At 42.0% G+C, this 24,763-nt stretch carries 22 protein-coding genes (1 of these 22 only partly in view); 7 read left to right on the forward strand and 15 right to left on the reverse strand.

What is annotated here, in order from left to right:
* From A0128_RS03835 to A0128_RS03870, 7 genes are all read right to left on the reverse strand, one after another.
* A protein-coding gene (locus A0128_RS03835) for a M48 family metallopeptidase (RefSeq protein ID WP_069606309.1) crosses the window boundary here: on the reverse strand, positions 1-490 show its 5' portion. It extends 224 nt beyond the left edge of the window; 490 of the gene's 714 nt are visible here — the first part of the coding sequence; it begins with the start codon at positions 488-490; the stop codon falls past the left edge of the window.
* A gap of 1 nt (position 491) precedes the next feature.
* A complete protein-coding gene (locus A0128_RS03840) occupies positions 492-3,524 on the reverse strand; it encodes a type I restriction endonuclease subunit R (RefSeq protein WP_069606310.1) in 3,033 nt (1,010 codons plus the stop codon).
* A gap of 1 nt (position 3,525) precedes the next feature.
* Positions 3,526-4,452 (reverse strand): endonuclease NucS domain-containing protein, encoded by a 927-nt coding sequence (locus A0128_RS03845; RefSeq protein ID WP_069606311.1) that lies wholly within the window; start codon positions 4,450-4,452, stop codon positions 3,526-3,528.
* On the reverse strand, positions 4,449-5,699 hold the full coding sequence (locus A0128_RS03850; RefSeq protein WP_069606312.1) for a restriction endonuclease subunit S: 1,251 nt from the start codon (positions 5,697-5,699) through the stop codon (positions 4,449-4,451). The genes A0128_RS03845 and A0128_RS03850 overlap by 4 nt, the downstream gene beginning before the upstream one ends.
* Complete coding sequence (locus A0128_RS03855) at positions 5,690-8,095, reverse strand: type I restriction-modification system subunit M (protein ID WP_069606313.1); 2,406 nt, start codon at positions 8,093-8,095, stop codon at positions 5,690-5,692. The genes A0128_RS03850 and A0128_RS03855 overlap by 10 nt, the downstream gene beginning before the upstream one ends.
* A 191-nt stretch (positions 8,096-8,286) precedes the next feature.
* A complete protein-coding gene (locus A0128_RS03860) occupies positions 8,287-9,180 on the reverse strand; it encodes a hypothetical protein (protein WP_069606314.1) in 894 nt (297 codons plus the stop codon).
* A gap of 180 nt (positions 9,181-9,360) precedes the next feature.
* Positions 9,361-9,969, reverse strand: coding sequence for a TetR/AcrR family transcriptional regulator (locus tag A0128_RS03870; RefSeq protein WP_069606316.1), 609 nt, complete (start codon positions 9,967-9,969; stop codon positions 9,361-9,363).
* 159 nt (positions 9,970-10,128) lie between these two features.
* Here A0128_RS03870 and A0128_RS03875 point away from each other — a divergent pair, with 159 nt between their 5' ends.
* From A0128_RS03875 to A0128_RS03890, 4 genes are all read left to right on the forward strand, one after another.
* A complete protein-coding gene (locus tag A0128_RS03875) occupies positions 10,129-10,992 on the forward strand; it encodes an SDR family oxidoreductase (protein WP_069606317.1) in 864 nt (287 codons plus the stop codon).
* Positions 10,993-11,080: 88 nt separating this feature from the next.
* Positions 11,081-11,692 carry a DUF1326 domain-containing protein gene (locus tag A0128_RS03880; RefSeq protein WP_069609095.1) on the forward strand — a complete coding sequence of 204 codons (612 nt, stop codon included), beginning with the start codon at positions 11,081-11,083 and terminating at the stop codon, positions 11,690-11,692.
* Positions 11,693-11,696: 4 nt separating this feature from the next.
* Entirely contained in the window at positions 11,697-12,485 is a 789-nt protein-coding gene (locus A0128_RS03885; RefSeq protein ID WP_069606318.1) for a DUF2182 domain-containing protein, read from the forward strand.
* A 189-nt stretch (positions 12,486-12,674) separates the two neighbouring features.
* Entirely contained in the window at positions 12,675-13,040 is a 366-nt protein-coding gene (locus A0128_RS03890) for a DoxX family protein (protein ID WP_069606319.1), read from the forward strand.
* A gap of 390 nt (positions 13,041-13,430) precedes the next feature.
* On the opposite strand, the gene A0128_RS03895 is transcribed toward A0128_RS03890, so the two are convergent.
* On the reverse strand, positions 13,431-13,646 hold the full coding sequence (locus tag A0128_RS03895) for a hypothetical protein (RefSeq protein ID WP_156781763.1): 216 nt from the start codon (positions 13,644-13,646) through the stop codon (positions 13,431-13,433).
* 246 nt (positions 13,647-13,892) lie between these two features.
* On the opposite strand from A0128_RS03895, the gene A0128_RS03905 reads away from it, so the two are divergent.
* A complete protein-coding gene (locus A0128_RS03905) occupies positions 13,893-15,389 on the forward strand; it encodes an ABC-F family ATP-binding cassette domain-containing protein (protein WP_069606322.1) in 1,497 nt (498 codons plus the stop codon).
* Positions 15,390-15,482: 93 nt separating this feature from the next.
* Here A0128_RS03905 and A0128_RS03910 read toward each other — a convergent pair whose 3' ends face one another.
* Both A0128_RS03910 and A0128_RS03915 read right to left on the reverse strand, forming a co-directional pair.
* The gene (locus A0128_RS03910; RefSeq protein ID WP_069606323.1) at positions 15,483-15,920 is read right to left on the reverse strand and encodes a carboxymuconolactone decarboxylase family protein; all 438 of its coding nucleotides are present in this window, start codon (positions 15,918-15,920) and stop codon (positions 15,483-15,485) included.
* 73 nt (positions 15,921-15,993) lie between these two features.
* Positions 15,994-16,650 carry a TetR/AcrR family transcriptional regulator gene (locus A0128_RS03915; protein WP_069606324.1) on the reverse strand — a complete coding sequence of 219 codons (657 nt, stop codon included), beginning with the start codon at positions 16,648-16,650 and terminating at the stop codon, positions 15,994-15,996.
* A gap of 139 nt (positions 16,651-16,789) precedes the next feature.
* Here A0128_RS03915 and A0128_RS03920 point away from each other — a divergent pair, with 139 nt between their 5' ends.
* Positions 16,790-18,178, forward strand: a complete 1,389-nt coding sequence (locus A0128_RS03920) for a flavin-containing monooxygenase (RefSeq protein ID WP_069606325.1) — start codon at positions 16,790-16,792, stop codon at positions 18,176-18,178.
* A gap of 49 nt (positions 18,179-18,227) precedes the next feature.
* Here A0128_RS03920 and A0128_RS03925 read toward each other — a convergent pair whose 3' ends face one another.
* Positions 18,228-18,584 (reverse strand): MerR family transcriptional regulator, encoded by a 357-nt coding sequence (locus A0128_RS03925; RefSeq protein WP_069606326.1) that lies wholly within the window; start codon positions 18,582-18,584, stop codon positions 18,228-18,230.
* 184 nt (positions 18,585-18,768) lie between these two features.
* On the opposite strand from A0128_RS03925, the gene A0128_RS03930 reads away from it, so the two are divergent.
* The gene (locus A0128_RS03930; RefSeq protein WP_069606327.1) at positions 18,769-19,191 is read left to right on the forward strand and encodes a nuclear transport factor 2 family protein; all 423 of its coding nucleotides are present in this window, start codon (positions 18,769-18,771) and stop codon (positions 19,189-19,191) included.
* Between the two features lie 292 nt (positions 19,192-19,483).
* Here A0128_RS03930 and A0128_RS03935 read toward each other — a convergent pair whose 3' ends face one another.
* From A0128_RS03935 to A0128_RS03950, 4 genes are all read right to left on the reverse strand, one after another.
* Positions 19,484-20,344 (reverse strand): SDR family NAD(P)-dependent oxidoreductase, encoded by an 861-nt coding sequence (locus A0128_RS03935; RefSeq protein WP_069606328.1) that lies wholly within the window; start codon positions 20,342-20,344, stop codon positions 19,484-19,486.
* Positions 20,345-20,498: 154 nt separating this feature from the next.
* Positions 20,499-21,260, reverse strand: coding sequence for an ABC transporter permease (locus A0128_RS03940; protein ID WP_069606329.1), 762 nt, complete (start codon positions 21,258-21,260; stop codon positions 20,499-20,501).
* Positions 21,257-22,192, reverse strand: a complete 936-nt coding sequence (locus tag A0128_RS03945) for an ABC transporter ATP-binding protein (protein ID WP_069606330.1) — start codon at positions 22,190-22,192, stop codon at positions 21,257-21,259. The genes A0128_RS03940 and A0128_RS03945 overlap by 4 nt, the downstream gene beginning before the upstream one ends.
* A 114-nt stretch (positions 22,193-22,306) precedes the next feature.
* On the reverse strand, positions 22,307-24,679 hold the full coding sequence (locus A0128_RS03950) for a SpoIIE family protein phosphatase (protein WP_083244048.1): 2,373 nt from the start codon (positions 24,677-24,679) through the stop codon (positions 22,307-22,309).
* Positions 24,680-24,763: the final 84 nt, after the last annotated feature.

Raw genomic sequence — 24,763 nt, forward strand, 5'->3', positions numbered from 1 at the left:
CCCAACGAGTTTTCATCGATCGTATTGAAAACTCAACATTCTTAAGTTTTAAATTTTTTGACCATTTTTGAACTAAAGGAGCGGAGATTTCTCTCAGTCGATCTCTGTACCATTTCTTTAAAATGTTGTTCTTATTATCCCACGTTGTCGAATCGCTTACAAAAAGATCGATCGAATTGTGTTTTAGATCAAGGCTCTGAATATGTTCGCCTTTAAACACTCTTAGTAAATAACGTTTTCCGAGAAAATAATGACTTTCTCTGGCGATATATTCCCGACGAGATTCTCGCTCTTGGTGACTGAATTTTCTTCTTTGTTTTTTGATCCAGGCGAGTTTTGAAATGGCATAAACTCGAATTGTCTCAAAATTCATCGTGAACGGTGCAGAAATTCGAACTCGACCATTCGGCGGATAAACACTCAAATGAAGATTGCCAATATTTTTTTGGATGAATTCGACCTTAATATCTCCGAGTTGAAAGCTCTTCATCTTAATACTCGAATTGCTGAAAGATGATCTTAAAAATCCGTTCCACTTCATCTAAATCTCTATCCAAAAGTTTATAAAGAGTTTGTTTGATAATTCTTTCCTTAATTTCATTCCCTCTCCATTCATCAGGACGCTCGGAAAGAATGGAAGAATGGATTTTTAGAGCCAGTTCCTCCTTGTTTCCCAGGTTACCATAAAGAGCCCTTTGTCCTGGAGTTTGTATGTCTGCCGGCAGATCGTTCTCTTTTCCTCTCGCGACTTTTTTAGCAAGTTCTTCTATACCTTTGAGATATATTTCATAATTGATCGCTTCTATTTTTCTCTGATGGATTAACGTTGCGAGGAGCTCGCTCATTGCGCTGTAGAATGCGGGGTCCATCATATGGTTTCTAATGATCGTGATCCGAACGTTGTTTTCAATGGTGGCAGCACAGGAATCTTTACTATTTCGAATCGAATCGGGTAACTCTGCGATCGCTTTTGCAATCCCGACTCGATCGATGATTTCTAATAAAGGCGTATCGTGGAAATTGGAAACTTGTTTCGGTTCTTCAGCCTGAATGTAATAGTCGATCAGATGTCGCATATCCGCTTCGTATGCTTTGAGATCGATGATTTCGTTACTGGCTCTTCGTATCGTTTCCCTAAGTTTTAGATAAAAATCCATTTTTTCTTTGATTCTAATGATTTCTTCTTTTGAAAGACCGGATTCTTCCAATTCGTTTGCAAGAGCCGAATGAGCGCGTATAAAATTCACAGTCAATTTATACAAGTAAGCCCTTCGAAACTCGGTATCGAGAAGATCGAGTTCGTTCTCCGGATTTCCACAAAAATAGAAAATATAATCTTGGGTAGCCTTTGGAGGTTCGACCGGTTCGCAAAGAATTTCAAGCTCTTCTAGTGCGTCTTCGAGTCTTTCCCTCGCAGTATAAAGACGATCTTTTAGTAGGATTGCACTTTCGTCTTTGCCGAAATCGGAAAGATTCAAATCGGAAGTGTAAACCGAAACTGCATTTTCCACTTTTTTAAATAAATCTTTGTAATCTACGATGTAACCGAATTGTTTTTGTTCTCCGCCCAGGCGATTGACGCGACAAATCGCCTGAAAGAGAGCGTGATCCTGCATGGACTTATCCAGATAAATAAAGGAACAGGAGGGAGCGTCGAAACCGGTAAGAAGTTTGTCGACAACGATGAGAAGTCTCATATTACGCGGTTCGTTTATAAAAAGACTTTTCGCACTTTCTTCGTGCTGTTCTGCAGTAAGATTGCCTAAAAAATTCTTATACGAATGATAAATAAATTCTTTTTCGGTTTCGGTGTTTTCCCCGGTCGTCTCAGTTCGAAGATCTCCGATGGCGGGATTGTAAGACGTGATAACAGCACATTTATTTTTCAAAGAAGTAGATTGAAAGAGCTCATAATATTTGCATGCTTCGTAGATACTCCCTGCGACTAAAATCGCGTTTCCGAACTCCGAGCTCAGAATCGGCTTATCGGAAAAGTCGAAGATGATGTCGAGGACGATCTTCTCCATCCTTGATTTCGAGCTAAGAACTTTTTGCAAAGTTCCCCATTTCTTTTTCAATTCGTGTTTTTGAAAATCGTTGAGTCCTTTTGTCTTGGCTTGAAACCAAGCGTCTACTTTTTCGGGTGAAGAAAGTTTTTGGTCGATATCCCTCGCTTCGTACATCAAATCCAAAACGACTTCGTCTTCGACGGCTTCGTTGAATTTGTAAACATGAATATAACGTCCGAAAACTTCTAAGGTCGTTTTCTTATCTTTTCTGAGGAGCGGGGTTCCGGTAAAACCGATAAATACTGCTTCTTTTAAGATCGCCTTCATTGCCTGTTGTAATTTTCCGGATTGAGTTCGATGGGCTTCGTCCACAAAGATAAAAAGTTCTCCGATTGTTTTAACCGGATTCTTTTCGATCTCTTCCAAATACGTTTCGAAATCATCACCGTCTTTTTTTCCAAATTTGTGAATCAAGGAACAAAGAAGTCTCGGCTTCGGTTGACTCAATTGAAAAAGAAGGTCGGATCCGCTACTCGTTCTATGAATCTTTTCACCTGCACTTTCGAAAACACGTTTGATCTGAGTGTCCAATTCCTCTCTGTCAGTAATGATCGCCACTCTCGCGTTCGGATTGTTTTCTAAGATCCATTTGGCGAGAAGAACCATGACGATACTTTTTCCGGAACCTTGCGTGTGCCAGATGATTCCGCCTTCTTTTCGTTTGATGAATTCTTGCGCGGCTTTGATTCCGAAGTATTGATGCGGTCTTGGAAGTTTTTTTTGCCCTCCGTCAAAGAGGATGAAGTCATAGATGATTTCTAAAAATCGCGATTTATCGCAGAGTTTCGTCAGATATTTATCCAGAGAGAGAAGAGAATTGTCTTCGACGTCTTCCTTCCAGCCTAAGAAATACTTTTCCGAAGTGCCGACCGTACCGTAGCGAAGACCTTCCGTGTCGTTACCGGCAAAAACGAACTGGATCGTCGAAAAAAAATCCGGAATGAAGTCCTTTTGTTGATTTGTAATGTTTTGACGGATTCCCTCGCCGATCGAGTTGATTCCGCTTTTGAGTTCGATGACGCCTAATGCAATCCCATTTACATACAAAACCAGATCCGGTCTTTTTTCGGCTCTTCCAATAATCGTAACTTCCTCGGCGATTCCGAAGATGTTGTTCAGGGGATTTTTCCAGTCGATGACGTGGATGTTCTCGGTTTTAGAATCGAGATCGACTTTTACAGGAATCCCATAACGAAGAAGGGAATAGAATTCCTTGTTTTTGTCGTAGAGGTTCTTTTCGAAATTAGTAGCTGTTTTTTTTAGCGTCTCTGTGGCTCTATTTATCTGAAGATCCGAATATTCTGTTTTCTTTAAATACGAAGTCAGAAGATCCTCTTCGAGGTTCGAATTCTTTTTAGAACTCCAGTTCCCGAGATAATCATAACCCAACTTGTTTTGAAACAGGGAAATGACCCTGGCTTGTGTGGCTTTTTCCGACTGTCCGATTGTGTCCATGCTAACTCTTAAATAGTTTGAAGTTGACTTGATACCGATAGAATTCTATATTCTTTGCGACCGCGAGCGCCCGTTTGATTTTAGGATCGTCTTCCAAAGCGATGATGATCCCTTTCACGGTTTGATTTTCTTCTGCGAGTTCTTGCAGAACGTATCCCATATATCGTTGGATCTGGCCGATTACGGAATCGCTCGCTCTTCCTTTTTTGAGCTCGACGACCAAAAGTTCTTTTTTGTCTTTGCTGACGGCGAGGATATCGATGTTTCCCGTATCGACACGGTATTGTTGACCGACGGGCTCTCCGTCTTCCTCAAAGATATCGTATTCTTTACCAAGATCGGTTTGTTTCCAGTTGGAGACTAAAAATTCTTCCAGATGTTTTTCCAAACCGAAGACGTTCGGGTCTTCTACGGTTTCATCATTGGAGAATAGGGTCTGAAGTTTGCTTCCCGCCAAAAAAGATTCGATCTCGGAGGCATAACGTGTGACGTCGCTCACGGTTCCGATCGATCCGGAAGAATATTGCAACGCTTGGCTCATCTCTCTTCGATCGATGATTCTCGAAAACCATTGTACCTTTCTTCTGTGCGCGAGAATGGAATCGACCCGGTATTGATAGTTTTCCCGGATTTCGCCTACGGCGTATCCGCCTTGTCCGTTCGGAGAAAGGACGATGTCCCCGATCTGAAGACCTTTGGCGATCGTAAACAAGGCTCCGCACGCAAGTCCCGCGGAGATTTTATTCTTTGTCGGATTTGTCTTTAAATAAACCGGGATGAATGCTCGGTTGAATTCCTTTGCATTGACCGATAACTTTCCGCTTAGATCTTCGTCGATATCAAAGTCGCAACCGATAAACCCTTCCCGAAAACAGAGATCCGCGTGAACGCTCTTTTTCCCCAACATCACCCGCGCATATTGTTTCATACGAGTCGAATTGCCCCCGTCAGAAGTTGTTGCATCATTCCCTGTTTGAGAAGTTTATATTTTTCTAATTTACTTTCGAGTGCATCGATTTCCGAATCCAGATCGGAAAGAACGTTGGCAATGGCGGTTTGTTCGGCGAGAGTGGGAGGAAGGGGAAAAGTAAATTTTACAAAATCTTTTTGATATAAATGTAAAATTGTTGAACCTGCGGTGATTTGTGAAATGAATTTATCAAAGTAGAAGGAACTAAAAATGTAAAAAAGAAAATTAGGAAAAAAGGAAATATTTTTTGGCCTAATAACGAATACCCCACTATTTAATGTCGCAGGCCAATTAAGCAAATTCACAAAGGCAATTTTCCCAATTGAGCCATCCTTTGTTATTAGAATATCATTCTCCTTTATTTGAATATATTTGTCCTGCTCATATCTTTCCTGGTCTACGAAAAAGCATCTTGACCAGTCGATTGAGCCCTTGTGGAATTCAGTTCCAGTAATTAGCCGGTAAATCCCGGTGTTTAGATATTCTTTAGCTGTTAGTCCGTGCCATCCAATGCGCGCTTTTAAAAGTGCAGTCTCCCCAATCCTCTTCACCTCCCAGTCTTCCGGAATCAAGCCCACTTCAGTAAGTTTTGTTCTTTCTCCCTTTCCAAACCCAGGCAATCTCTTTCTCCCGGTCAACAGCGCTTGCATTGTCCCCTGTTTGATCTGTTGTTTTTTGGAGATCAGTTTTTCCAAACTCAGGATCAACGCATCCATATCGGAGAGAACGTTGGCGATGGCTTCTTGTTCGGTGAGGGTGGGGGGAAGAATTAAATGATACTTTGCGATTTGTGGAACAGTAAGTTGAGGTACACCAGTACTTTCATTTGCAAACTTTATGTAATTGTTAATGTATTCTTCAGTGAACTTGCCGTTTATTTTAAAAATGGGCGATAAAATTAGAACTCTTCCAATTGCTGAATACTGGTGATTTCTGAATACGGCATATCCAACTGTACCTCTGGCTGTTACCGTGACTGTGTTACTCTCATATTGTGGATTTGAGGTATACCCGTATAGACCTTTATCGGAAAGTGAATTCGAGAAAATTGGGTAATTAAAGAAAGAGTCCTTGAAGGTAGACAAAGTTGACATATCAAGATCTCCGCCTGCGGAAATATTAAAAATCTCGCCAATCCTCTTCACCTCCCAGTCTTCCGGGATCACACCGACTTCGGTTTGTTTGTAGCCTTGTTTCATTTCCATACAAACCCCATTCTTTCCAGATGAGAATTGACCTTGGTTTCGAGGTTGGCGACTTCCGAAAGAATTTCGGGGACCGGTGTATCATAACGTTCCGCTAAGATCTGGATTCTCCCCGTGAGTTTTTGGCTGATCCGGTTTCGTTCGGATTGGATGTCTTCGGCGAGGGACGCGATCCATTTTTTTTCCACGACTAAGGATTTGATTTCTTCGATCGAGAGGGCTTTGTATTTGGCTTCGACCTTTTTACTCAACTCTTGTTCTAAGGATTTGATCTTACGGGTAAGTTCGGATTCTTCTTCGCTGAGTTTTAAGAATGTGGAAATCATTTCCTTTTCTTCCTGAGCGCTCGGATCTTCCTGGATCGTTTTCAAACGATCCTTCGCGGACTTTGCGTTGACTCGATCTTTTTCGTTTTTACATTCCGCAAGAAGGCCTTCCTCTCCACCGTGTTCTTCCGCGAGTTCCTCCAGTTTTGAGGAAAGGGAATCCTTTTCCGATTCTAAGGTTTCGATTTCCTTTGTCTCCGCCAGAAAGTAGGTCTCAAGAAGAAGGGATTTCGGAATGATCTTGCCATCTTTTCGGACCGCCTTTCCGTTTTTATCGATTTCCACTTCGACTTCGTTCCCTACCTTCCAACCTTCGTCCACGATCAAATAGACGTCGTCTTGCATCGTTTCAAGCCAGTAGGTCATCAGATGTTGATAGATATCGTATTTGTCTATGAGCTCGATTCCGGTGAATGCTTCCAAAAGAGATTCGGAAAGATTTCCGATAAATTCTTTCGGTTTTGTTTTTTTACCGATCGTATTACAAAAATCTAAATTCCTTTTTTTCCATTTGGAAAAGATAGAATCCACCTGCTTGCCGTATTGGATAAATTCGGGATGAGAGAAGATCGTTTTTTTAATATCTTCCTTTGCAATTTTCAGTTTGTAATAGCCCGTTCTTTCTTCCTGAAAGAGAACTTCCGAAAGAGTAGGGTAGACGTTCCAAAACGGCTGGAGATCGTCGATATCCGATTTTGGAATACCGCCACGCAAATGGCCTTCTATGTCTTGGAGATCTTCTTCGTCTTGGTTGTCGATGTATCTCGGGATATTGAGATTGAATTCTTTCGTCGCTATTTCCAAGATCGGAACACTTCTGCTGTATTTCGGAATCGGGATCTGTTTGTTAAAGACGTCCACGATCTTATGAATGTCTTGTTCCCGAAGTCGGTTTTTGTTTCCGTCCTTTTCAAAACCCTTAGAAGCGTCGATAAAAAAGATATCCTTTCTGTTTTCCGCGTTCTCCTTATCGATCACCAAAATACACGCAGGAATACCGGTTCCATAAAAAAGATTTGCGGGAAGGCCGATGATTCCTTTGATATAACCGTGTTGGATCAACTTCTTACGAATTCCCGCTTCCGTATTTCCCCGAAAGAGAACTCCGTGCGGCAGAATGATAGCTCCCTTTCCATTGCTCTTGAGAGAACGGATCGCGTGTAAGAGAAACGCAAAATCGCCGTTTTTCGCAGGTGGAATTCCGAAGTTCTGAAATCGATCGAAGGGATCGTGATCAGCGTCGACTCCGTTACTCCACGACTTAAAAGAGAACGGAGGGTTGGAAACAAAGTAATCAAACTGTTTGAGTCCTCCTTTGTCGTTTAGGAAAAGAGGATTGGCAAGAGTGTTGCCCTGTTTGAGAGTCGCGTCCGCGTTGTCATGAAGAATCATGTTCATTCTTGCGAGAGATGCGGTCGCGATATCCATCTCTTGCCCGTAGAGAGTGATCTTCTTTCCTGCTTCGGCCGCGACCTTGAGGAGAAGAGAGCCGGAACCCGCCGTCGGGTCGTATGCGGTCACTCCGGATTTGGAAGACTGGGAAACTCCGATGATTTTAGCCATGATTCGGCTGACTTCCGAGGGAGTGTAGAATTGACCTTTGCTCTTTCCGCTTTCGGTTGCAAAGTGACGCATGAGATATTCATAAGCATCTCCTAATATATCGTCTCCCTCAGCGCGGTTGTTGGAAAAATCAAGAGCAGGATTTTCAAAAATGGCGATGAGATTGGTCAGCTTGTGGACCATGTCCTTCCCACTTCCTAATTTATTGGCATCCGCGAAATCGGGGAAGTCGGAGATTTGATTTGCTTCTCCGATCGGCCCGAGGATTTTTTTGTTGATCAGATCCCCGATATCGGTCTTGCCCTTGAGGGCCACCATATCCTTAAAACTAGAACCTTTGGGAACTTTGATCGCAGGAAATCCATCCTGTGCGAATCGGTCGCTGATGTATTTTACGAAGAGCATTACGAGAACGTAATCTTTATACTGAGAGGCGTCCATTCCGCCACGTAATTCGTCACAACTCGCCCAAAGGGAAGAGTAGAGTTCGGATTTTTTGATTGCCATAGATTGTTACAATTGGAGTCTTTTCACTCGGACAAGAGGGTCAAGTGGATTTTGGCAATGTCAGTAGGATAAAGAATTTTGTAATATAGCTGCGGATAATCGCCTTATCGGAAAGAGAATTCAAATTGGAATCAGCACTCAAATTTCTCCTTGAAAATGGAGGCCGATTCCAAAAGGAAATATTTTATCTCTTACTCATTCTCGTTCAAGAACGGGACACATTCGTGATACTTTTGTTTGCATTCGTCTGCGGCGATCGGATCTTGCGGAAAGTTTTTTTCGCAAGCGGCCTCCAGAACGATTCCGCTCAAAAACGCACCGGCTTTTTTCTGAAAATGGTGGAACTTGCGAAAATTTTTCTCACAGTAAGTTTTCATTTTTTGATTTTTTTCTAGCAAAAGTTTAGAAAGAAAGTTTTCAATCTTTGGGTCTGTCTCCGCTAATTCGGAAATTGAAAAAACTCCGGATACAACTTTCTCTTTATTCCGAATTACGTCATACGCGATTGAGCCGTCTTGTCCTATCTCATCAAAAAAGGTTCTCAGAAGAATCGAATTCTTCCCCTTATCCAAATCCAATACGGTTTTATTTTCTTCGTTATCGGATGGATGAATCTCAATGAGAAATCCCTTGGAAGGAATACTTCTGATCTTCTCTCCTTCCGATGATTCTATTTTTTCATTCTGATCGCTCATGAGACGAAAAGGGAGAGTCGGCAACTCTAAAAGCATAAACGGTAGCCATAACGGTGAAGTTAAGAGAAACCACTTGACTCCTTCGTTTCCAGTACCGAAAACTTTAAATTTATCCGATAGTCTGTAATCTTGTTCCGTTCGGATGGAGTCCACGAGATTCATTTTGCGGACGTTTTTCTTCTCGATCCAGGATCGAACCGAGAACGTAAGCTTTTCTCCGTTGAGCTTCATCTCTAAGGAATTGGCTTCCGATTCTTCTGCTGTTGTTTTGTCTTCCAAAACTTTGGTCGCAACTACTTTCTCTCCTTTTGGGAACACAGTAAAGCAGGATTGAAAAAGAAAAACTGCAATCGATATAGAAAGAATACTTGTTTTGATTCGGTTAGACATTGCGTAGATAGAATTCAATGAATTCTAATGAAGGCAAGGACTTTTTAATAATGGCTTCTTCGGGAAACGTCATAGTAAAAATAAATTCCATTTTACTAATGAACAAAGAAGTAATCAAGGAGAGAAGCTGTAGAATCCTGTGAGTCTTTCTATTTTCTTTTTTACTCCAACAACCATTCTTCACCCCTCCCTTCCATAGAACTCACCTAACAAAAGTAAACTTTCCTGAAACTCTTTCAGATATTCTTCTCTTCCCGTCATAAAATAAACTTGAACAGAACCTTCGTAAAGAATCACGATCTTTCTCGCGAACGATTGAATCTGTGCATTCGATAAAACCTGATTCTTCTTGATTGGATTTGTTCTTAAATACGAAGAAAAGATTTCTTCCCAATCTAAAACGACTTCTTTGATTTCGGATTCCGCGGAGCGGAGTTGTTCTTCATTGAGAGAAAGATGAGAAGAATAAGTCTGATTTGCAAACATGGCAAAGGGACAACCTCTGAGACGATCTGTCTTTGCTTCTTTTCGCAGTAAAACAACCCATGCGTTTACCAACTGTTTGAAATCGGAATAACGTGCTGTCAAAGCTCGAAAGAGTTCGTAATTTTTCTCCTTTCGAAGACGAAGGTATTCCAAACCCACGTCTCCTTTCTCGCGAAAGTATTTATAAAAACTTCCTTTGTGAACGCCGGATTTTTCGAGGATATCATTCACGCCGGTGTTTGTAAAACCCTGTTCGTAAAAGAGACGATCTGCTGCTTCGATTATTTTTTCCCGAGCTTTCATGGAACCCCTGCTTTTTATCAGCTTCTTTGTAAATTTCTGAATTCCCTCAAAAAGGACACTAAAAAATAGACGTGTTTGTCTATTTTTTAGTAGACGAAATAGTCTATTTCCCGGTAATTAAAAATAGACGTCTTCGTCTATTTTTGAAAGGAGAAGAATATGGACCGAATCTTGGTGGTTGGGGCTACGGGAAGTTTGGGGAAATTCGTAATGGAAGAATTGCGGAAGCAGGGTTATTGGATTCGAGTTCTCTCCAGATCTCCTATCAAATTAAAATTTTTAAATGGGATGTTCGATGAATCTGTATTAGGCGATCTTTTTGATCCGAACAGTTTGGAATCTGCGGTTTCCGGTATGGATGCAGTCATTTCTTGCGCCGGCGCTAGCCTGGATCTCAAAAACTTTCGGGATAGACGAACCTTCGAAGAAATCAATTTCAAAGGAAATCGAAACGTCCTCTCCGCGGCCGTTAAGGAAAATGTTTCCAAATTTCTCTACGTTTCCTTTTTATTGGTAGAAGGTATTCAAAAAACAGAATATATTAAGAGTCACGATCAAATCTCGGACTTAATTCGAAACTCGGGGCTTCGTTATACGATCATCCGTCCCACTGCTTTTTTCTCCATTCTTCTTAGTTTTTTGGAATTTGCAAAAAAAGGAATCGGCATCGTTATCGGAGAGGGTAACGCGAGAATCAATCCCATTCACGAGAAGGACGTAGCAAGAGCGGTGGTGGAAGCGTTGAAAACCGATATAAAGGAATTCAATATCGGAGGGCCGGATATTTTTACAAGAGACGAAATTACCGAGCTTGCGCTTCAAGTCACGAGTAAGAATCGGAAGCTACTTCACATTCCGATTTTCTTAAATCGAATTTTGGTTCGGTTTCTCCAACCTTTCAACAAAAGAATCTTTCAGTTTCTTCAGTTTGGCAACGTTGTTCACACCCTGGATGTAGTCGGACCTAAGTATGGAACCCTAAGGCTACGGGATTATTTCAAGGAAAAATTGGATTCGATTTAGAATATTATAAAAATCTTTAACAACATCCATGCCGTTTCGAGTTTTCGGCTTTGATACGAGAAAGTGGATTTTGGAAAGGAAGGATTGTATGAGTCAGGAAAAAAGATGGTTTTTGGAAGGGGATTACTTTGAGCACTGTAGTTGTGAAAGCCTTTGTCCGTGCTTGCTTAGCGGGTTTAAGGCTGAGCCGACTTACGGACATTGCCAGAGCATGCTCGCGTTTCATATTAAAGAAGGTGAATGTTCCGGTTTGAAGTTGGACGACTTAAATGTTGCGATGCTCGTCTTTACTCCGGGACCAATGGCGGAAGTTTCTTGGACCACGGGACTTTATATAGACGAACGTGCGAACGAGGAACAGTTCGATTCTCTCTTTCGAATTTTTTCGGGAGAGATGGGAGGGGCTCCCGCTTATATGAAATCTCTTACAACGAAGTTCTTGGGAGCAAAGAAAGTTCCCATTCAATACGAACTCAAAAGTGACAAAACGCGAGAGCTGAAGATTCCGAATATAGTGGAAGTTCAATTGGAATCCATTCGAGGACATCGCGGCAGAACCGTTTGGATCGATAATGTGGCACATGTCGCTCAAAAGATCGCACCGGGGAAGACAACAAAAGCCAAAGTAACGGACTATCACTTTGATTGGGATAATCCCGGTAAAAACGGTTTCTTAGGTCCCTTTCAATGGAAAGGTTAAGAAGATGAAAGTTTTTGAAGGTATTTTTCGCTTTCGTTTGAATTTAGAGCAGATCGTACTTTTGGGAATGATGTTGTTCCTTACTTCGATTTCTTGGATGGCAATGTATGATATGTCTTGGATGCATTGGGACGGAAGTCATCACTGCGAGAAACACGCCGAGGTCCCCTTTTTTACCTGGGCGATTCTCAATTTTTGCATGTGGGTTTTGATGATGATCGCTATGATGCTTCCTTCTTTTTTGAAATCCGTAATGATCTTTTCAAAGATGGATCAGAGTAAGGAGCACGGGAGAATTTTCTTTGGAATGGGAAGAGGAATTTTTATTATTCTCGGATATCTTTCCGCTTGGGCCGGATACAGCCTTCTTGGAACCTCTCTTCAGTATTATCTCCTTCGAATGAATTTGCTTTCTTCCAATCTCTCTTTGTATCATACGGAATGGATCGGCGGTTTATTGATAACGACGGGATGGTTTCAATTTAGCGGTCTCAAAGATAAATGTCTTTCTCAGTGTAAATCTCCTCTTGGTTTTTTTCTTACTTCTTGGAAGCCGGGTGCGTTAGGCGCCTTTCGGATGGGTTGGTCGCAAGGAGTTTATTGCGTGGGTTGTTGTCTTCTTTTGATGATTCTTATGTTTGTGGGAGGTGTGATGAGTCTTTCCTGGATGATCGGTCTTACCGCCCTGGTCTTGGCGGAAAAGTGGATCGACGGTAAACTTCCTGTTCGTCAGTGGACGGGAGTTGCTTTGATCGGTTGGGGTTTGTTTCTATTTATTGGGAAATCATTCTAAGCAACGTGAACTCGTGGATTTGTTTTCGGTTCACGATTTACAGAAGATCGATAGAAATTTGAAATTCTTTTTGAGATGTTATCGATAAGTCGGGAATTGTAGAATGGGATTTATTTTTTATTCTTCGACTTAAAAAAACTCTTCCCTTTAATTTCTTATCCATACAATTCTTTCCCAATTGGAGATTTCATGAAAAAAATTCTTTTGTATGCGATGGCTGTCTTTTATGTTTTTGCAGGACTCAATCATTTTCTCAATCCGCCTTTTTATCTGAGAATGATGCCGCCTTATCTCCCTTATCATTCTCTTTTGAACTACGTTAGCGGAATCGCTGAGATCGTCTTAGGATTGGCTCTCTTCTTGCAACCTCTGAGAAGACTCGCGAGTTTTGGTATCATTGCACTTTTGATCGCGATTCTTCCCGCAAATATCTATATGCTTCAGGCCGCGCTTTCAGGAACGGACTTTGGTGTTCCCGTCTGGGCTCTCTACGTTCGTCTTCCTTTTCAGCTCGTCTTTATCTTTTGGGCTTGGAGTGTGAAAGACGTCGAGTAATCGTTCTAACAAATTGTCATTCCGAAAAAGCTTGAAAACGGACTTGAAGTCCGTCTCCGTTACGATCACGGAAAGTTTTCCCTTAGGAAGACAATGCCCGATTTCTTTTTGTGATTCTTTTCAAGTTCCAGATTTAAGGTTATCTTTTTGTCTTTGCGTTAGGGATTTGGAAGGCGCGTAAGCGGCCCTTTCGGGGCCGGAGCGAAGCGGAGCCTGGAGAAGCCCGACCCACACACCGATTGAGATTATACTTTTCTTTTTTCGGTGAAACTTCCTTTTCTCCGAATGCGTGTGGGGAACGCCCGAAGTCCTCTTTGGTCCCGGATCTATTGGAATAGTAGAATATTATTATATATTAATTAGATTTGCTGAAAATCCGTTTTGTCGAGGTCAAAGGCTTCGCCGCGTTAGTAGAAATCCGGACATGCTATGATTTTTATATCGGCTCAGATTCAGCATTCCCGCGTTCCTACTCGTGATCTTTCCGCTTCCGTCAAATTCATAGATTTTTTGAACGTCATCGCAGGAGAGAAACGCCCTGGATGCGATTAATCTCCGGTCCTGATTGTCTTCGTTTATCCTATTGTATCTTTTTTTACTTTCCATATAGAAAAGCCTCTCCCTATTTTTCGGTTCCGCAATCAACAATTCCATTTCCTTTCTTCGAAAAGGAGGAAAGGGAGTATTTTTGGGTGAAATAAAGGGCTCTTCTATAAATTTGGCAAGAAAGGGCCTTCTTTCGACGGCTTTCCTTTTGAATTTTAACCTCGTCGTTTTTCTCTCCGTTCTGTTTTCGGAGATTCAATTGGGACGTTGTAAATTCTTTCCTAAATCTATGCGAGCATTCTTAAGATGATTAAAATTACAGGCCTGAATAAGGCGTTTACTTCCAAAGTTCTTTTTGACGACCTTAGTCTCACGATCAATCGCGGCGAACGGGTTGGTCTTGTCGGTCGTAACGGTCACGGTAAATCCACTCTCTTTCAGATGATTCTTGGTACCGTGGAAGCGGACTCGGGAACGATCTCCGTTCCGAAAGGTTATAAGATCGGTCACCTCCAGCAGCACCTTCATTTTACTAAACCGACCGTCCTGGAAGAATGCGCGCTCGGTCTTCCGGAAGGAGAAGAATACGAAACCTGGCAGGTTGAGAAAATTCTTTCCGGTCTTGGTTTTTCGGAAGCCGATATGGAGCGGAATCCTTCCGAGTTTTCGGGCGGTTATCAGATTCGGATGAATCTCGCAAAACTTCTTGTCTCCGCTCCCGATATGCTCATGCTCGACGAGCCTAACAACTATCTCGATATCGTCACCATCCGTTGGCTCGAGGAATTCTTAAGAGAATGGGAAGGTGAAATCATATTAGTAACTCATGATAGAAGTTTTATGGACGCCGTCGTCACTCATACGGTCGCGATCCACAGAACAAAGGCGATCAAGGTTCAAGGTGATACTGAAAAACTTTACAGCCAGATCAATCAATCCGAAGAGATCTATGAGAAAACTCGTTTGAACGAGGCTAAAAAACGCAAGCAGGAAGAAATTTTTATCGCTAAGTTCAAAGCAAAAGCGAGCTTTGCGAGCCGAGCTCAGTCCAGAGTGAAGAAGTTGGAAAAACAGGGTGAGATGAAAGCCCTGGAACAAATTCAAGATATGGAATTGTATTTCAACAGCGCTCCCTTTGCAGCGAGTCAAATGCTTTCCGCAGAAGATCTTTCCTTTTCTTACGATGGGAAAGCGCCATTCTTAATCGAAAATTTTTCCATCAGCGTCGGTAACAGGGATCGTATCTGTATCATCGGTAAAAATGGAAAAGGTAAGTCCACGCTCCTCAAGATGTTCGCGGGTGAAAATGTTCCTTCTCAAGGCAATGTAAAAAAACATCCGATCTTGAAGGAAGGTTATTTCGGTCAAACGAACAAACTCAATCTCAACGAAGCGGCTACCGTTGTGGAAGAGATTATGAGTTCCGATAAAGCCTGCACGGAGTGGCAGGCGAGAAACATCGCGGGTGGTCTTATGTTTTCGGAGGATCAGGCCCTTAAAAAAATCAAGGTCCTATCCGGGGGTGAAAAGAGCCGGGTCCTTCTGGGTAAAATTCTGGTAACTCCTTGTCATCTTCTCTATCTGGATGAGCCTACCAACCACTTGGATATGCAATCCTGCGATTCTCTCATTGAAGCGATCGATGAGTTCGAAGGTTCCGTCATCATGGTCACTCACAATGAGATGCACCTTCGCGCGGTTGCGACCAAGTTGATCGTCTTTGATAACGATACGATTCGGATCTTCGACGGTTCTTATGAGGATTTCTTAAACGACGTGGGTTGGTCGGACGAAGACTATTGATTGGAGTTCCCGCATTTTCGAAAAACCCCAATCCTTTTTTTTAGTCGTTTCTATATTAGAAAACTAGAATTCTTTCTTACGACAAAAAGATTCTTAGTTTGCGTGCATTCTTGTTGAAATTGCGATTCGATTCCAAGCGTTTATGGTGTTGATCAGAATCACGAGCGCTACGAATTCTTTTTCGCCGAAATGTTTTCTCACACGTTCGTAGGTTTCATCGGGAACACCTTCTTCCGAAATTTTTGTTATCTTTTCAGTCAGTTCGAGAGCCGCCTTTTCTTTTTCCGTATAAAAGCTCGCTTCTCTCCACGCGTCTAAAAGATAGATTCTTTTTTCCGCCTCACCCATGGCTCTTAGATCCGCAGTGTGCATGTTGATACAAAAAGCGCAACCGTTGATTTGAGAAGAGCGAATCTTGACGAGCTCGTAGAGAATGGGATCGATCCCGCCTTGTTTTGCAAATTCTTCCATCTTCATCATCGCTTGCAGTGATTCCGGATACACTTTTGCGTAATTCAATCTTGTTTCCATGTTATCTCCTTTTCTAAGAAGGAAGACGCGGAAGCGATCTAGGCTTGTGACAAAAGAGAAGAATTTTTTATCTTTATTTTATCCAATTCTGAAAGTAGGAGATCACGGCATTCGCCGCCTGTTCTCTCATCATCTTTGAGATTCGATTCTCCTGATAGTAACCTCTTTTCATACAAGCAAATGCGATCTCGACGCCGAGAGTCGCGACATCCGGTTTTTTTGGAAGAATCAAAGGTGTATTGAGATTTGCCAGTTGAACACGAACACCGGCGCCGATATGTTCGATCGTAATCTCTTGCGCGAGATAGGCGTTTCTGCTAAATGGACCGCCTAACACGAGCATGCTGGCGACCGGAGTTGAATCGTAATAATCGGATGCGGCGTTAACCAAGACCCCGACTAATTTTTCCCAATGAATTTTGGAATTCTTAGCTCCCTTTGCGACCAAGATCTCTCCGACCTTCGTAAGATGTTTTTCCGCAAGATGGGTAAATAGGGCATATTTGTCTGGAAAGAATTGATAGATACTGGCTCTCGGTATTCCCGAAACCTTTGCAATTTCAGGGATCGAAGTTTCTTCGGGACCGATCTTTTCGAGAATCTTCTCAGCGGTTTCTAAAACGATCGCGACTCTTTGTTGAGAACGTTCCTGAAGAGGAGCTCTGGATCTTGTAGAAGCCTTTCCATCCTTACCGTTCAAACGTCTTGTTTTTGAATTTAGGTCTAACATCTGTTATTTATAGTTTCTTTCAAAGGTCGAAAAATTCCTTGCGTTCAAATCCTGTCTCGCTAAGATCTCTCGAAAATGTAACATTTGTTGGATTTGAGATTTCGTCAATGAATGTTCTCAATCGGCAAAGGAGAATCGGATGAAGTCGAATATCAAAGTCTGCGTGGTCGGTGCGGGCCCGAGCGGAATTGCAGCAGCTAAGAATTGTGTTCAATACGGGTTAGACGTAGTCGTTTTTGAAAAGAATGATAAGGTTGGAGGGAATTGGGTTTTTAATTCTAAGACCGGACATTCGAGCGTTTACGAAAACACTCATATCATCAGCTCTAAGTTCTGGTCGGAATACGAAGACTATCCGATGCCTGAAGATTATCCCGAGTATCCGAATCACAAACAACTCCAAGCCTATTTCGAATCTTATTCAAAACACTTCGGAGTGTATAAGAAAATCCGTTTCAATCATACGATACAAAAGATCACAAGAACCGAGGAAGGAAAATGGAAGGTTGATTTTTCCGACGCTTCAAAAAAGAAGAAGGTCGAGATCTTCGACGTTCTTATGGTCGCAAACGGACATCACTGGAATCCAAAGTATCCGGAATATCCCGGAAAGTTCACGGGAAAATTCATCCACTCTCACGACTTTAAGGGAGTTACGAATGAATGGAAGGGTAAGGACGTTCTTGTGATAGGCGGTGGTAACTCCGCGTGCGACGTTGCAGTGGAGTCCGCGCGCGTCGCCAATAGTGTGAAGTTGTCTATGAGAAGTCCACAGTGGTTTTTTCCAAAATTTCTTTTTGGAATGCCTTCCGATGTTTTTGCGGCGACAACTCCGAGTTGGATCCCGTCAAAGATCAAACAGTTTGTTTTGACCAAGCTCCTTTATATTCTTCAAGGGCCCTATAAGAATTACGGGCTTCCCGAGAACACGACGTTGGCCCTAAGTCATCACCCGACGTTGAATTCGGATCTTCTGGATTTTATTCGTCATGGAAGAATCAAACCTCGACCTGCAATCAAAGCTCTTCATGGAAAGGAAGTCGAGTTTGTAAACGGAGTAAGGGAACATTTTGATATCATCTGTGCTTGTACGGGATTCTGGACGACGTTTCCATTTTTTGATAAATCTTTTATCGACTTTCAATACGTGGAGAAGATCCCGCTCTTTCGAAAGATGATGCACAACGATTATCAGAATCTTTATTTCATCGGGCTCTTTCAACCCGTGGGTTGTATTTGGCCGATGGCGGATTATCAGGCGAAACTCGCTTGTATGGAGATATTAGGAAAGTATCAAAGACCGAAAGATCTCAAAGCCGCTATTCAATATGAAATTAAACATCCTCACTTTACATTTGGAGGAGGACAACGGCACGCAGTGGAAGTAGATTACCACGCCTTCCGAAACGAATTAAAGACCGAACTTTTGAAAGCCGGAATTGATATTGGAAAACCACCCGGAGGAAAAAAATCTCTCTATAAGGTTTATTCAAAGATCGTTTCCCAAGAACCGGTCGCTTCGAAATAAATTTCTGCGATCAACCAACCCGTCTCCGGCGATCGGGGCGGGTTTGATTCTACGACTTTGTTTTTTTAAATTTTGTTAACTGTTCAAACACGGAATTTACGGTTGCGATTCGATTCTCCACTTTTTTGGCCGCCGCTTCCAGAGTAAAACCCTCGTCTAAAAGTTCTTTGATCAATAAGATTTTCTTTATATTCCGATAATCGTATCTTCTATTTTTTCCTTCTTCTTCCGTAAGAGAACGGATGATTCCTTTGTCTTCCCAGTAGCGAATTTTTCGAACCGGGATTTGTGTGATTTCGGAAACTTCCCCGATGCCGACTACGAGTTTCCCAAGAATCTCTAGATCAAGCTCCAATTCTTTTTGATTTGAATCTTCGTCTTTTGCGGGGTTAGGCTTTTTTTTCATCTTTTTTTACCGGTGATTTTAGGTCTGCAAGCTTCTCTTTAGTCATGGGGCGGGAGTTTTGGGATTTTTTAAAGAATAAAAAACAGGAAGATTACGGGAAAAAATTGTAGATTATCTACAATTTTGGTTTCGGCGATCGTCTATAGGATTGTAGATAATCTACAATTAAGGAGAATTAAATACAATGGAAAAAACAAGATCAAGCGCGGAAGTCGTGAAGGATTTTTTTAACGCATTTGGAAACGGAGATTTTGAAGGTATTCTGAGACTTTTTGACGAGGAGGCTTCGATCGTCGCCGTAAGAAATGACTTCGATCGATCGGGGCTTTACGGAACCTACAAAGGAAAGGACGGGCTTCAGAAGTTTCTTTCCAACTTGGGAAGTCACTTCGATACAAAATCTTTTTCGGTGGATTCCGTAATAGGAGAAGGCGACGTTGCGTTTGCAAACGGCAGCTTTGTTCATAAACTAAAGAATACCGGAAATCTGTTTAACAGCGACTGGGCACTGAAATGTATCGTTCGGGACAATCGGATTCTGGGTTATCACTTTTACGAAGACTCCGCGGCTTTCGAAAAGGCGAACGTATCTTCGGAAGGCCGTTGACTCCGAGCAAAAGATCGGAATTAAGAAATTCTTATTAAAAAAGAGTCCATCCTTCCAAGCAAAGACGACGTTCCGCGCAAAGCCTGATAGACTTGTGACTGTTAGGAGTTATCGGCGCAATCGATGTCGAAATTGAAAATGGAAGATGCAAAAATAAGTTCAAACGATCTCTCCATAGGGATCCGAATTGTGATCCCTATTTTTTTGTTTTTGTTTTGAGAATTTATAACGTCTTGAGAATCCCGATCACACCTCTAAAAGGATTGATCAATCTTACTTTTATCTATTTATTTTAATTTACGGCGTTTTTTCGGTTTAATCTTTTTTGAGCGGATCTAAGTTCCCCGTCAGCCAAAAGCAGCGTCCATTCCGGAAAATGTCTCACTAAAAAATATTGAAGCCAAGAATCCCAGGTTGCATAACCGATAAATTTTCTTTTCGGAAACCAGGAAACAAAGGCACGGGAAACCTTTTCCACGGAATGAGTTGCATTGAGTGCTGAACCCATTTCGATTTCTTTTACGAGGTCGGGTTTGTCTTGATTTTCCTTTTCTAAACCGGGAGTCTCCGTCGTCGGCGGTAGAAAAATCTTAACTCGAACGTTGTGAAGCATCATTTCTTGACGAAGAGACTGCGCAAATCCGGTGATGGCAAACTTACTCGCGGAGTAAGCGCCGTATCCATAGATTGAGAACGTTGCGAGCATCGAAGAAATCAGAACGATATCTCCGGAACCTTGTTTTATAAAATGATCCTGGAAGGCTCGAATCACGTTTACGTGACCGAAAAAGTTGATATCCATTAGATTTCGAAAATCGGAATCTTCCATGTCGTTTACCTTTCCCACTTTCGCATAACCGCTGTTACAGATCAAAAGATCCAAACCGTTCAGGATCTGGAGGGTTTTTTTCGCGGCCTTTTTTACTTGCGAAACATCGGAGACGTCTGCAATTACAAAGTCATAGATTGCGTCTTTGGGACCGATTTTTTTGAGCAATTTAACGGTTTCTTCCAGGGCTTTTTTTCCCCTTGCCGAAATCACGACGCTCGCTCCTTTTTGAGCGAACTCAAGAGCGAGGCCTTTCCCGATTCCCGTAGAACCTCCGGAGATGAAGATCTTTTTTCCCAAGAAAGAATTCTGATTTCGTTTCATAACGGCCACTTTTGATTTAAGCTGGAATACAAATGCGAAGAAACCGGGTTCTCCGCATTTGAGAGTGTAGCAAAGCGAGATTGAAAGGAAGGATCAAGGATTTTATTACATTCCCCTAAAAAAAAGAATGTAATAAAAATTGAATATTAAAATCTTATTTTTTAATTTTGTATCCGGTTTTAAAAATCAACCAAACTAAAAACATACAGACAGTCAGAAAAATGGAAACCATTCCTAAACTGACGCCCACGCTTACGTCCGCGATTTCATAAAAGCTCCAGCGAAAACCGCTCACGAGATAGAGAACCGGATTGAAAAGTGTAACCTTTTGCCAAAACGGCGGAAGCATACTCGCTGAATAAAAACTTCCTCCGAGAAACACGAGAGGAGTGATGATCAACATTGGAATGATCTGCAACTTTTCGAAGTTATCGGCCCAGATTCCGATGATAAAACCGAAAAGACTAAAAGAGATCGAAGTCAATATTAAAAATAAGACCATCACAAAAGGATGAGCTATGGTGACCGGAACAAATAAGGAAGCGGTCGCGAGCATGATTGTTCCTAAGATAACGGACTTGGTGGCGGCTGCACCTACGAATCCGATCACGATCTCGATCATGGAAATCGGAGCTGCCAAAATCTCATAGATGGTTCCGGTAAACTTAGGGAAATAAATTCCAAATGAAGAATTGGATATACTTTCCGTCAATAAAGACAACATGATCAGACCCGGAACTATAAAGGATCCGTAATCGACTCCATCCACTTTCTGAATTCTGGATCCGATGGCGGAACCGAACACTACAAAGTACAAGGATGTTGAAATGACCGGAGACGCGATGCTTTGAAAAAGGGTTCTCCAGGTTCTGGACATTTCGAAAATATAAATGGATTTGATTGCGTGAAGATTCATTCTGACTCCTTTACCAACTGAACAAAAATTTCTTCTAAGGAACTCTGAGTCGTATTCAGATCTTGAAATTCTATCTTAGCTTTTTTTAATTCTTGAAGAAGGGCAGATATACCGGTTTGTTTGGCGTGAGGATCATACGTGTAAACGAGTTGTTTCCCATTCTTAGATAGTTCCAAACCTTTTGTTTTTAAAGTTGCCGGGATTTTTTTCAAACTTTTATCGAGATCTACGAGGATCTGTTTTTTACCCAATTTCTGCATTAGAATTTTCTTATCTTCTACTAAGATCAATTCTCCCTTGTTCATCACTCCGATTCGGTCGGCGATCTCTTCGGCTTCTTCTATATAATGTGTCGTAAGGATGATCGTGACTCCGCTTTCCCTTAGGTTACGAACGATATTCCACATATCTTTTCTAAGTTCTACGTCCACGCCGGCGGTGGGTTCGTCTAAAAAGAGAACCGCCGGTTCGTGGGAAAGCGCCTTGGCGATGAGGACTCTACGTTTCATTCCCCCCGAAAGTGTAATGATCGTGCTGTCTTTTTTATCCCAAAGAGAAAGAGACTTTAAAAGTTTTTCAATATAATCGGGGTTAGGCGCTTTTCCATAAAGTCCGCGCGTAAAGCTGACAGTAGCCCAGACGGATTCGAAAGCGTGTACACTCAACTCCTGAGGAACCAATCCTATCTTGGAACGAGTGAATCGAAATTCTTTGAGAATATCCTTTCCGGCTACGTGAACGAAACCATCAGTTGGATTGACGATTCCGCAGATGATCGATATGAGCGTCGTCTTACCCGCTCCGTTGGGACCGAGGAGGGCAATGATTTCGCCTTCTTGAATTTCCAAAGAAACATTTTTTAAGGCCTGAAAACCGTTCGAATAGGACTTCGAAAGATTACTGATAGAAACAATGGAGGATTGCCGTTTCATATTTTTAATTCTTCTCTGATCTCGTAAAATACAATGGATAGAATGCCTAAAATAGCGGAACCTATTTTTCAGCCCAGCATGATTTAGAAAAAGAATCTAAGAAAGAATCTGCGTTTATTCCCCCAAAGTGATCGCAAGAAACGTCAGGTCGTCCATCAACTCTTGCGACTCTCTAAAAAGATAAAGGCACTTCAGATGTGAATCTAAAATTTGAGAGATAGGAGTTTGTAAGTTCTCTTGAAGATAAGAATGAAATCGATCTTCTCCGTAGAGCTGCATTAGATTCTTATCAAATACTTCGAAAGCTCCGTCCGAAAATAAAAAAAGCCGAAATGGAGAATCGAACTGATACGAGCGAGTGTCAAATTTTGCGGAAGCCTTGAGTCCGAGGATCGGGCCGGTCTTTGGCAAAGTGATTTTGGCGTCTTTGGTAAGAATGACTTGTTCGGGATGTCCTCCCGAAGCGTATTGAATTCTACCGGAGTTCGGATCCCAGTCTAGAATAAACGCGGTAAAAAGAGAATTCAGATTGTGGAACATCGGATGAATCTTTTGATTCAATTGTTCTAATATGATTCCCGGTTGCGAATCCATTTCCTCCACGGTATCATAGTCAGCTTTGATCGCCATCGTTAAGAGCGCCGCCTGGGTTCCGTGACCGGTTGCGTCCGCGATAAAAAATCTCCAAGAGCCGTTTTTTGTTTTTCGAATATCGTAGAGGTCGCCGCCGATCGGTCCCATAGGAAGATATAAGACGGACCAAGGAAAAGGCCAATTTTTAGCATGCGGATTTGGAAACATGGACTTCTGCAATTTTTCAGCGGTATGAAGATCCGATTGAAGGAGATTGAGCGCCTTATCCCTTTGCGATTCCAGATTTTTTCTCTGGGTGACGTCGCGGATGATCAATCCAACGTATTGATCTTTTTCTATGATCCAATGTGTGAGAGAAAGCTCTAAGGAAAACTCGGTATTATCTTTTTTTAAACCGATCATTTCGATCGTCTGAGAAGGGTTGTTCTTTCTTCTGGAAGTATAAAATCTCCGAAAGGCTTTTTTGTGTTTGTTTCGGATTCTCTCAGGAAGAATTCTTTCCAATGGAGAATCGAGTATTTCCTCTCCCTCCCAGCCGAAAATTTTCACGGCGCCTTCGTTCCAAAAAAGAATTTTTCCGGCTAAGTCGGACACAAGAATGGCTTCCTGAATCGAAGCAGAGATGGATCTGAATTTGATTTGAAGTTCCTGGTTGAGCGAGTCGGTAAACTTTAGAAGACTTCGATAACGTATCGAAATCAGAACGGATTGGAATGCGATAAACAATAAGAACGTATAAGGTACTATATACGGAGTCGGAATCCATCCTAAGCGAGAGAGCGTATCGTTTAATGCCCCGAACAAAAGAAGAAGACAAGATATTAAAAATACAATGGAGCCGGTTCTCTTGTGCAGAGCTGCTTTCGTCATCACCACGAAGACGACGACGATGAGGACAAACATAAAAATGAGATAGATCTCGAAAAGAGATTCCAATAGATCTCCCTGAAACATCCAGAAAATTCCTAACATGATAAAATTAGGAATTACGAATATACGATACGGGACCGGTTTGAGTTCGTTCGGAAACAGGGAACGGATATAACTTAAAAAAACCGCTGCGAGAAAAAACAGACTTCCTTGATCGATTCTAAATTCGAGTAAGGGAGGAAATTGAGGAAAGGCCTCGAAAATATAATGTTCTTCGGTAAAAAAGATTCTTAAACCTAAGATTGCGCAGACCAGTGAGAGATAGAAGGAGGAGGATTCTTCTTTGGTTAGAAGATAGAAGAAGAAACTGGAAAATCCAAAAAAAAGTAAAGCCCCAAAGGTAAGAAAGTCTAATTTTCTTTTGGTCTTATCGGTCGCGGTGATCGCTTGAAAGTTTCCTAATTCCGGCGTCCTTCTAATTCCGCCGACCCCTTCAAACCAATTCGAAATTTCTAATATGATTTCGAGCGGTTCCTTGTCCTTTTCGATTGGAAAGTGGACGATGGGTTTCCCGATTCTTCTTACTTCGGATTCCGGGCTTTCGGAAGGTTTGCCGAATTCCAAGAGCATTCTTCCGTTGATATAAACTCGATAAGCGTTGTGGATCTCATGAAACTTGATCGCGTATTCTCCGGGCTTGAGACCTACAACTTTGAGTTTGTATGTCGCCGTTCCGGATGCCTTTCCATGGAACGCCGGAAATTCGCTGTCTCCCCAAAAGCCTGGAACCTTGATAAACCCGACGAGCCCGTTTTTCTGAAAGCCTTCCTGAAGTTCCCATTCTCCTTCCAAAGGAAGAATTTTATTTTCGGCAAGTGTTTCTTTAGAAACGATAAGAATTCCGTTCTTTGCCTTTGGAGAAGAATCCGAAATTGGTTTGCAATTCGCCTGCAATAGGATCCATCCTCCGAAGGAAATCCAAAAAATAAAACGAGGGATCATTCTACCAAAGCGCCGAATCATGACGCTCCTTCATAATCGAAAAGGAAGAATTCGCAATCCTTTTATAAAAGATTTCGATTTTCTTGTAAATGATTCATTCGAAGA

Source organism: Leptospira tipperaryensis, from assembly GCF_001729245.1.
In the GTDB taxonomy this organism is placed as follows: domain Bacteria; phylum Spirochaetota; class Leptospiria; order Leptospirales; family Leptospiraceae; genus Leptospira; species Leptospira tipperaryensis.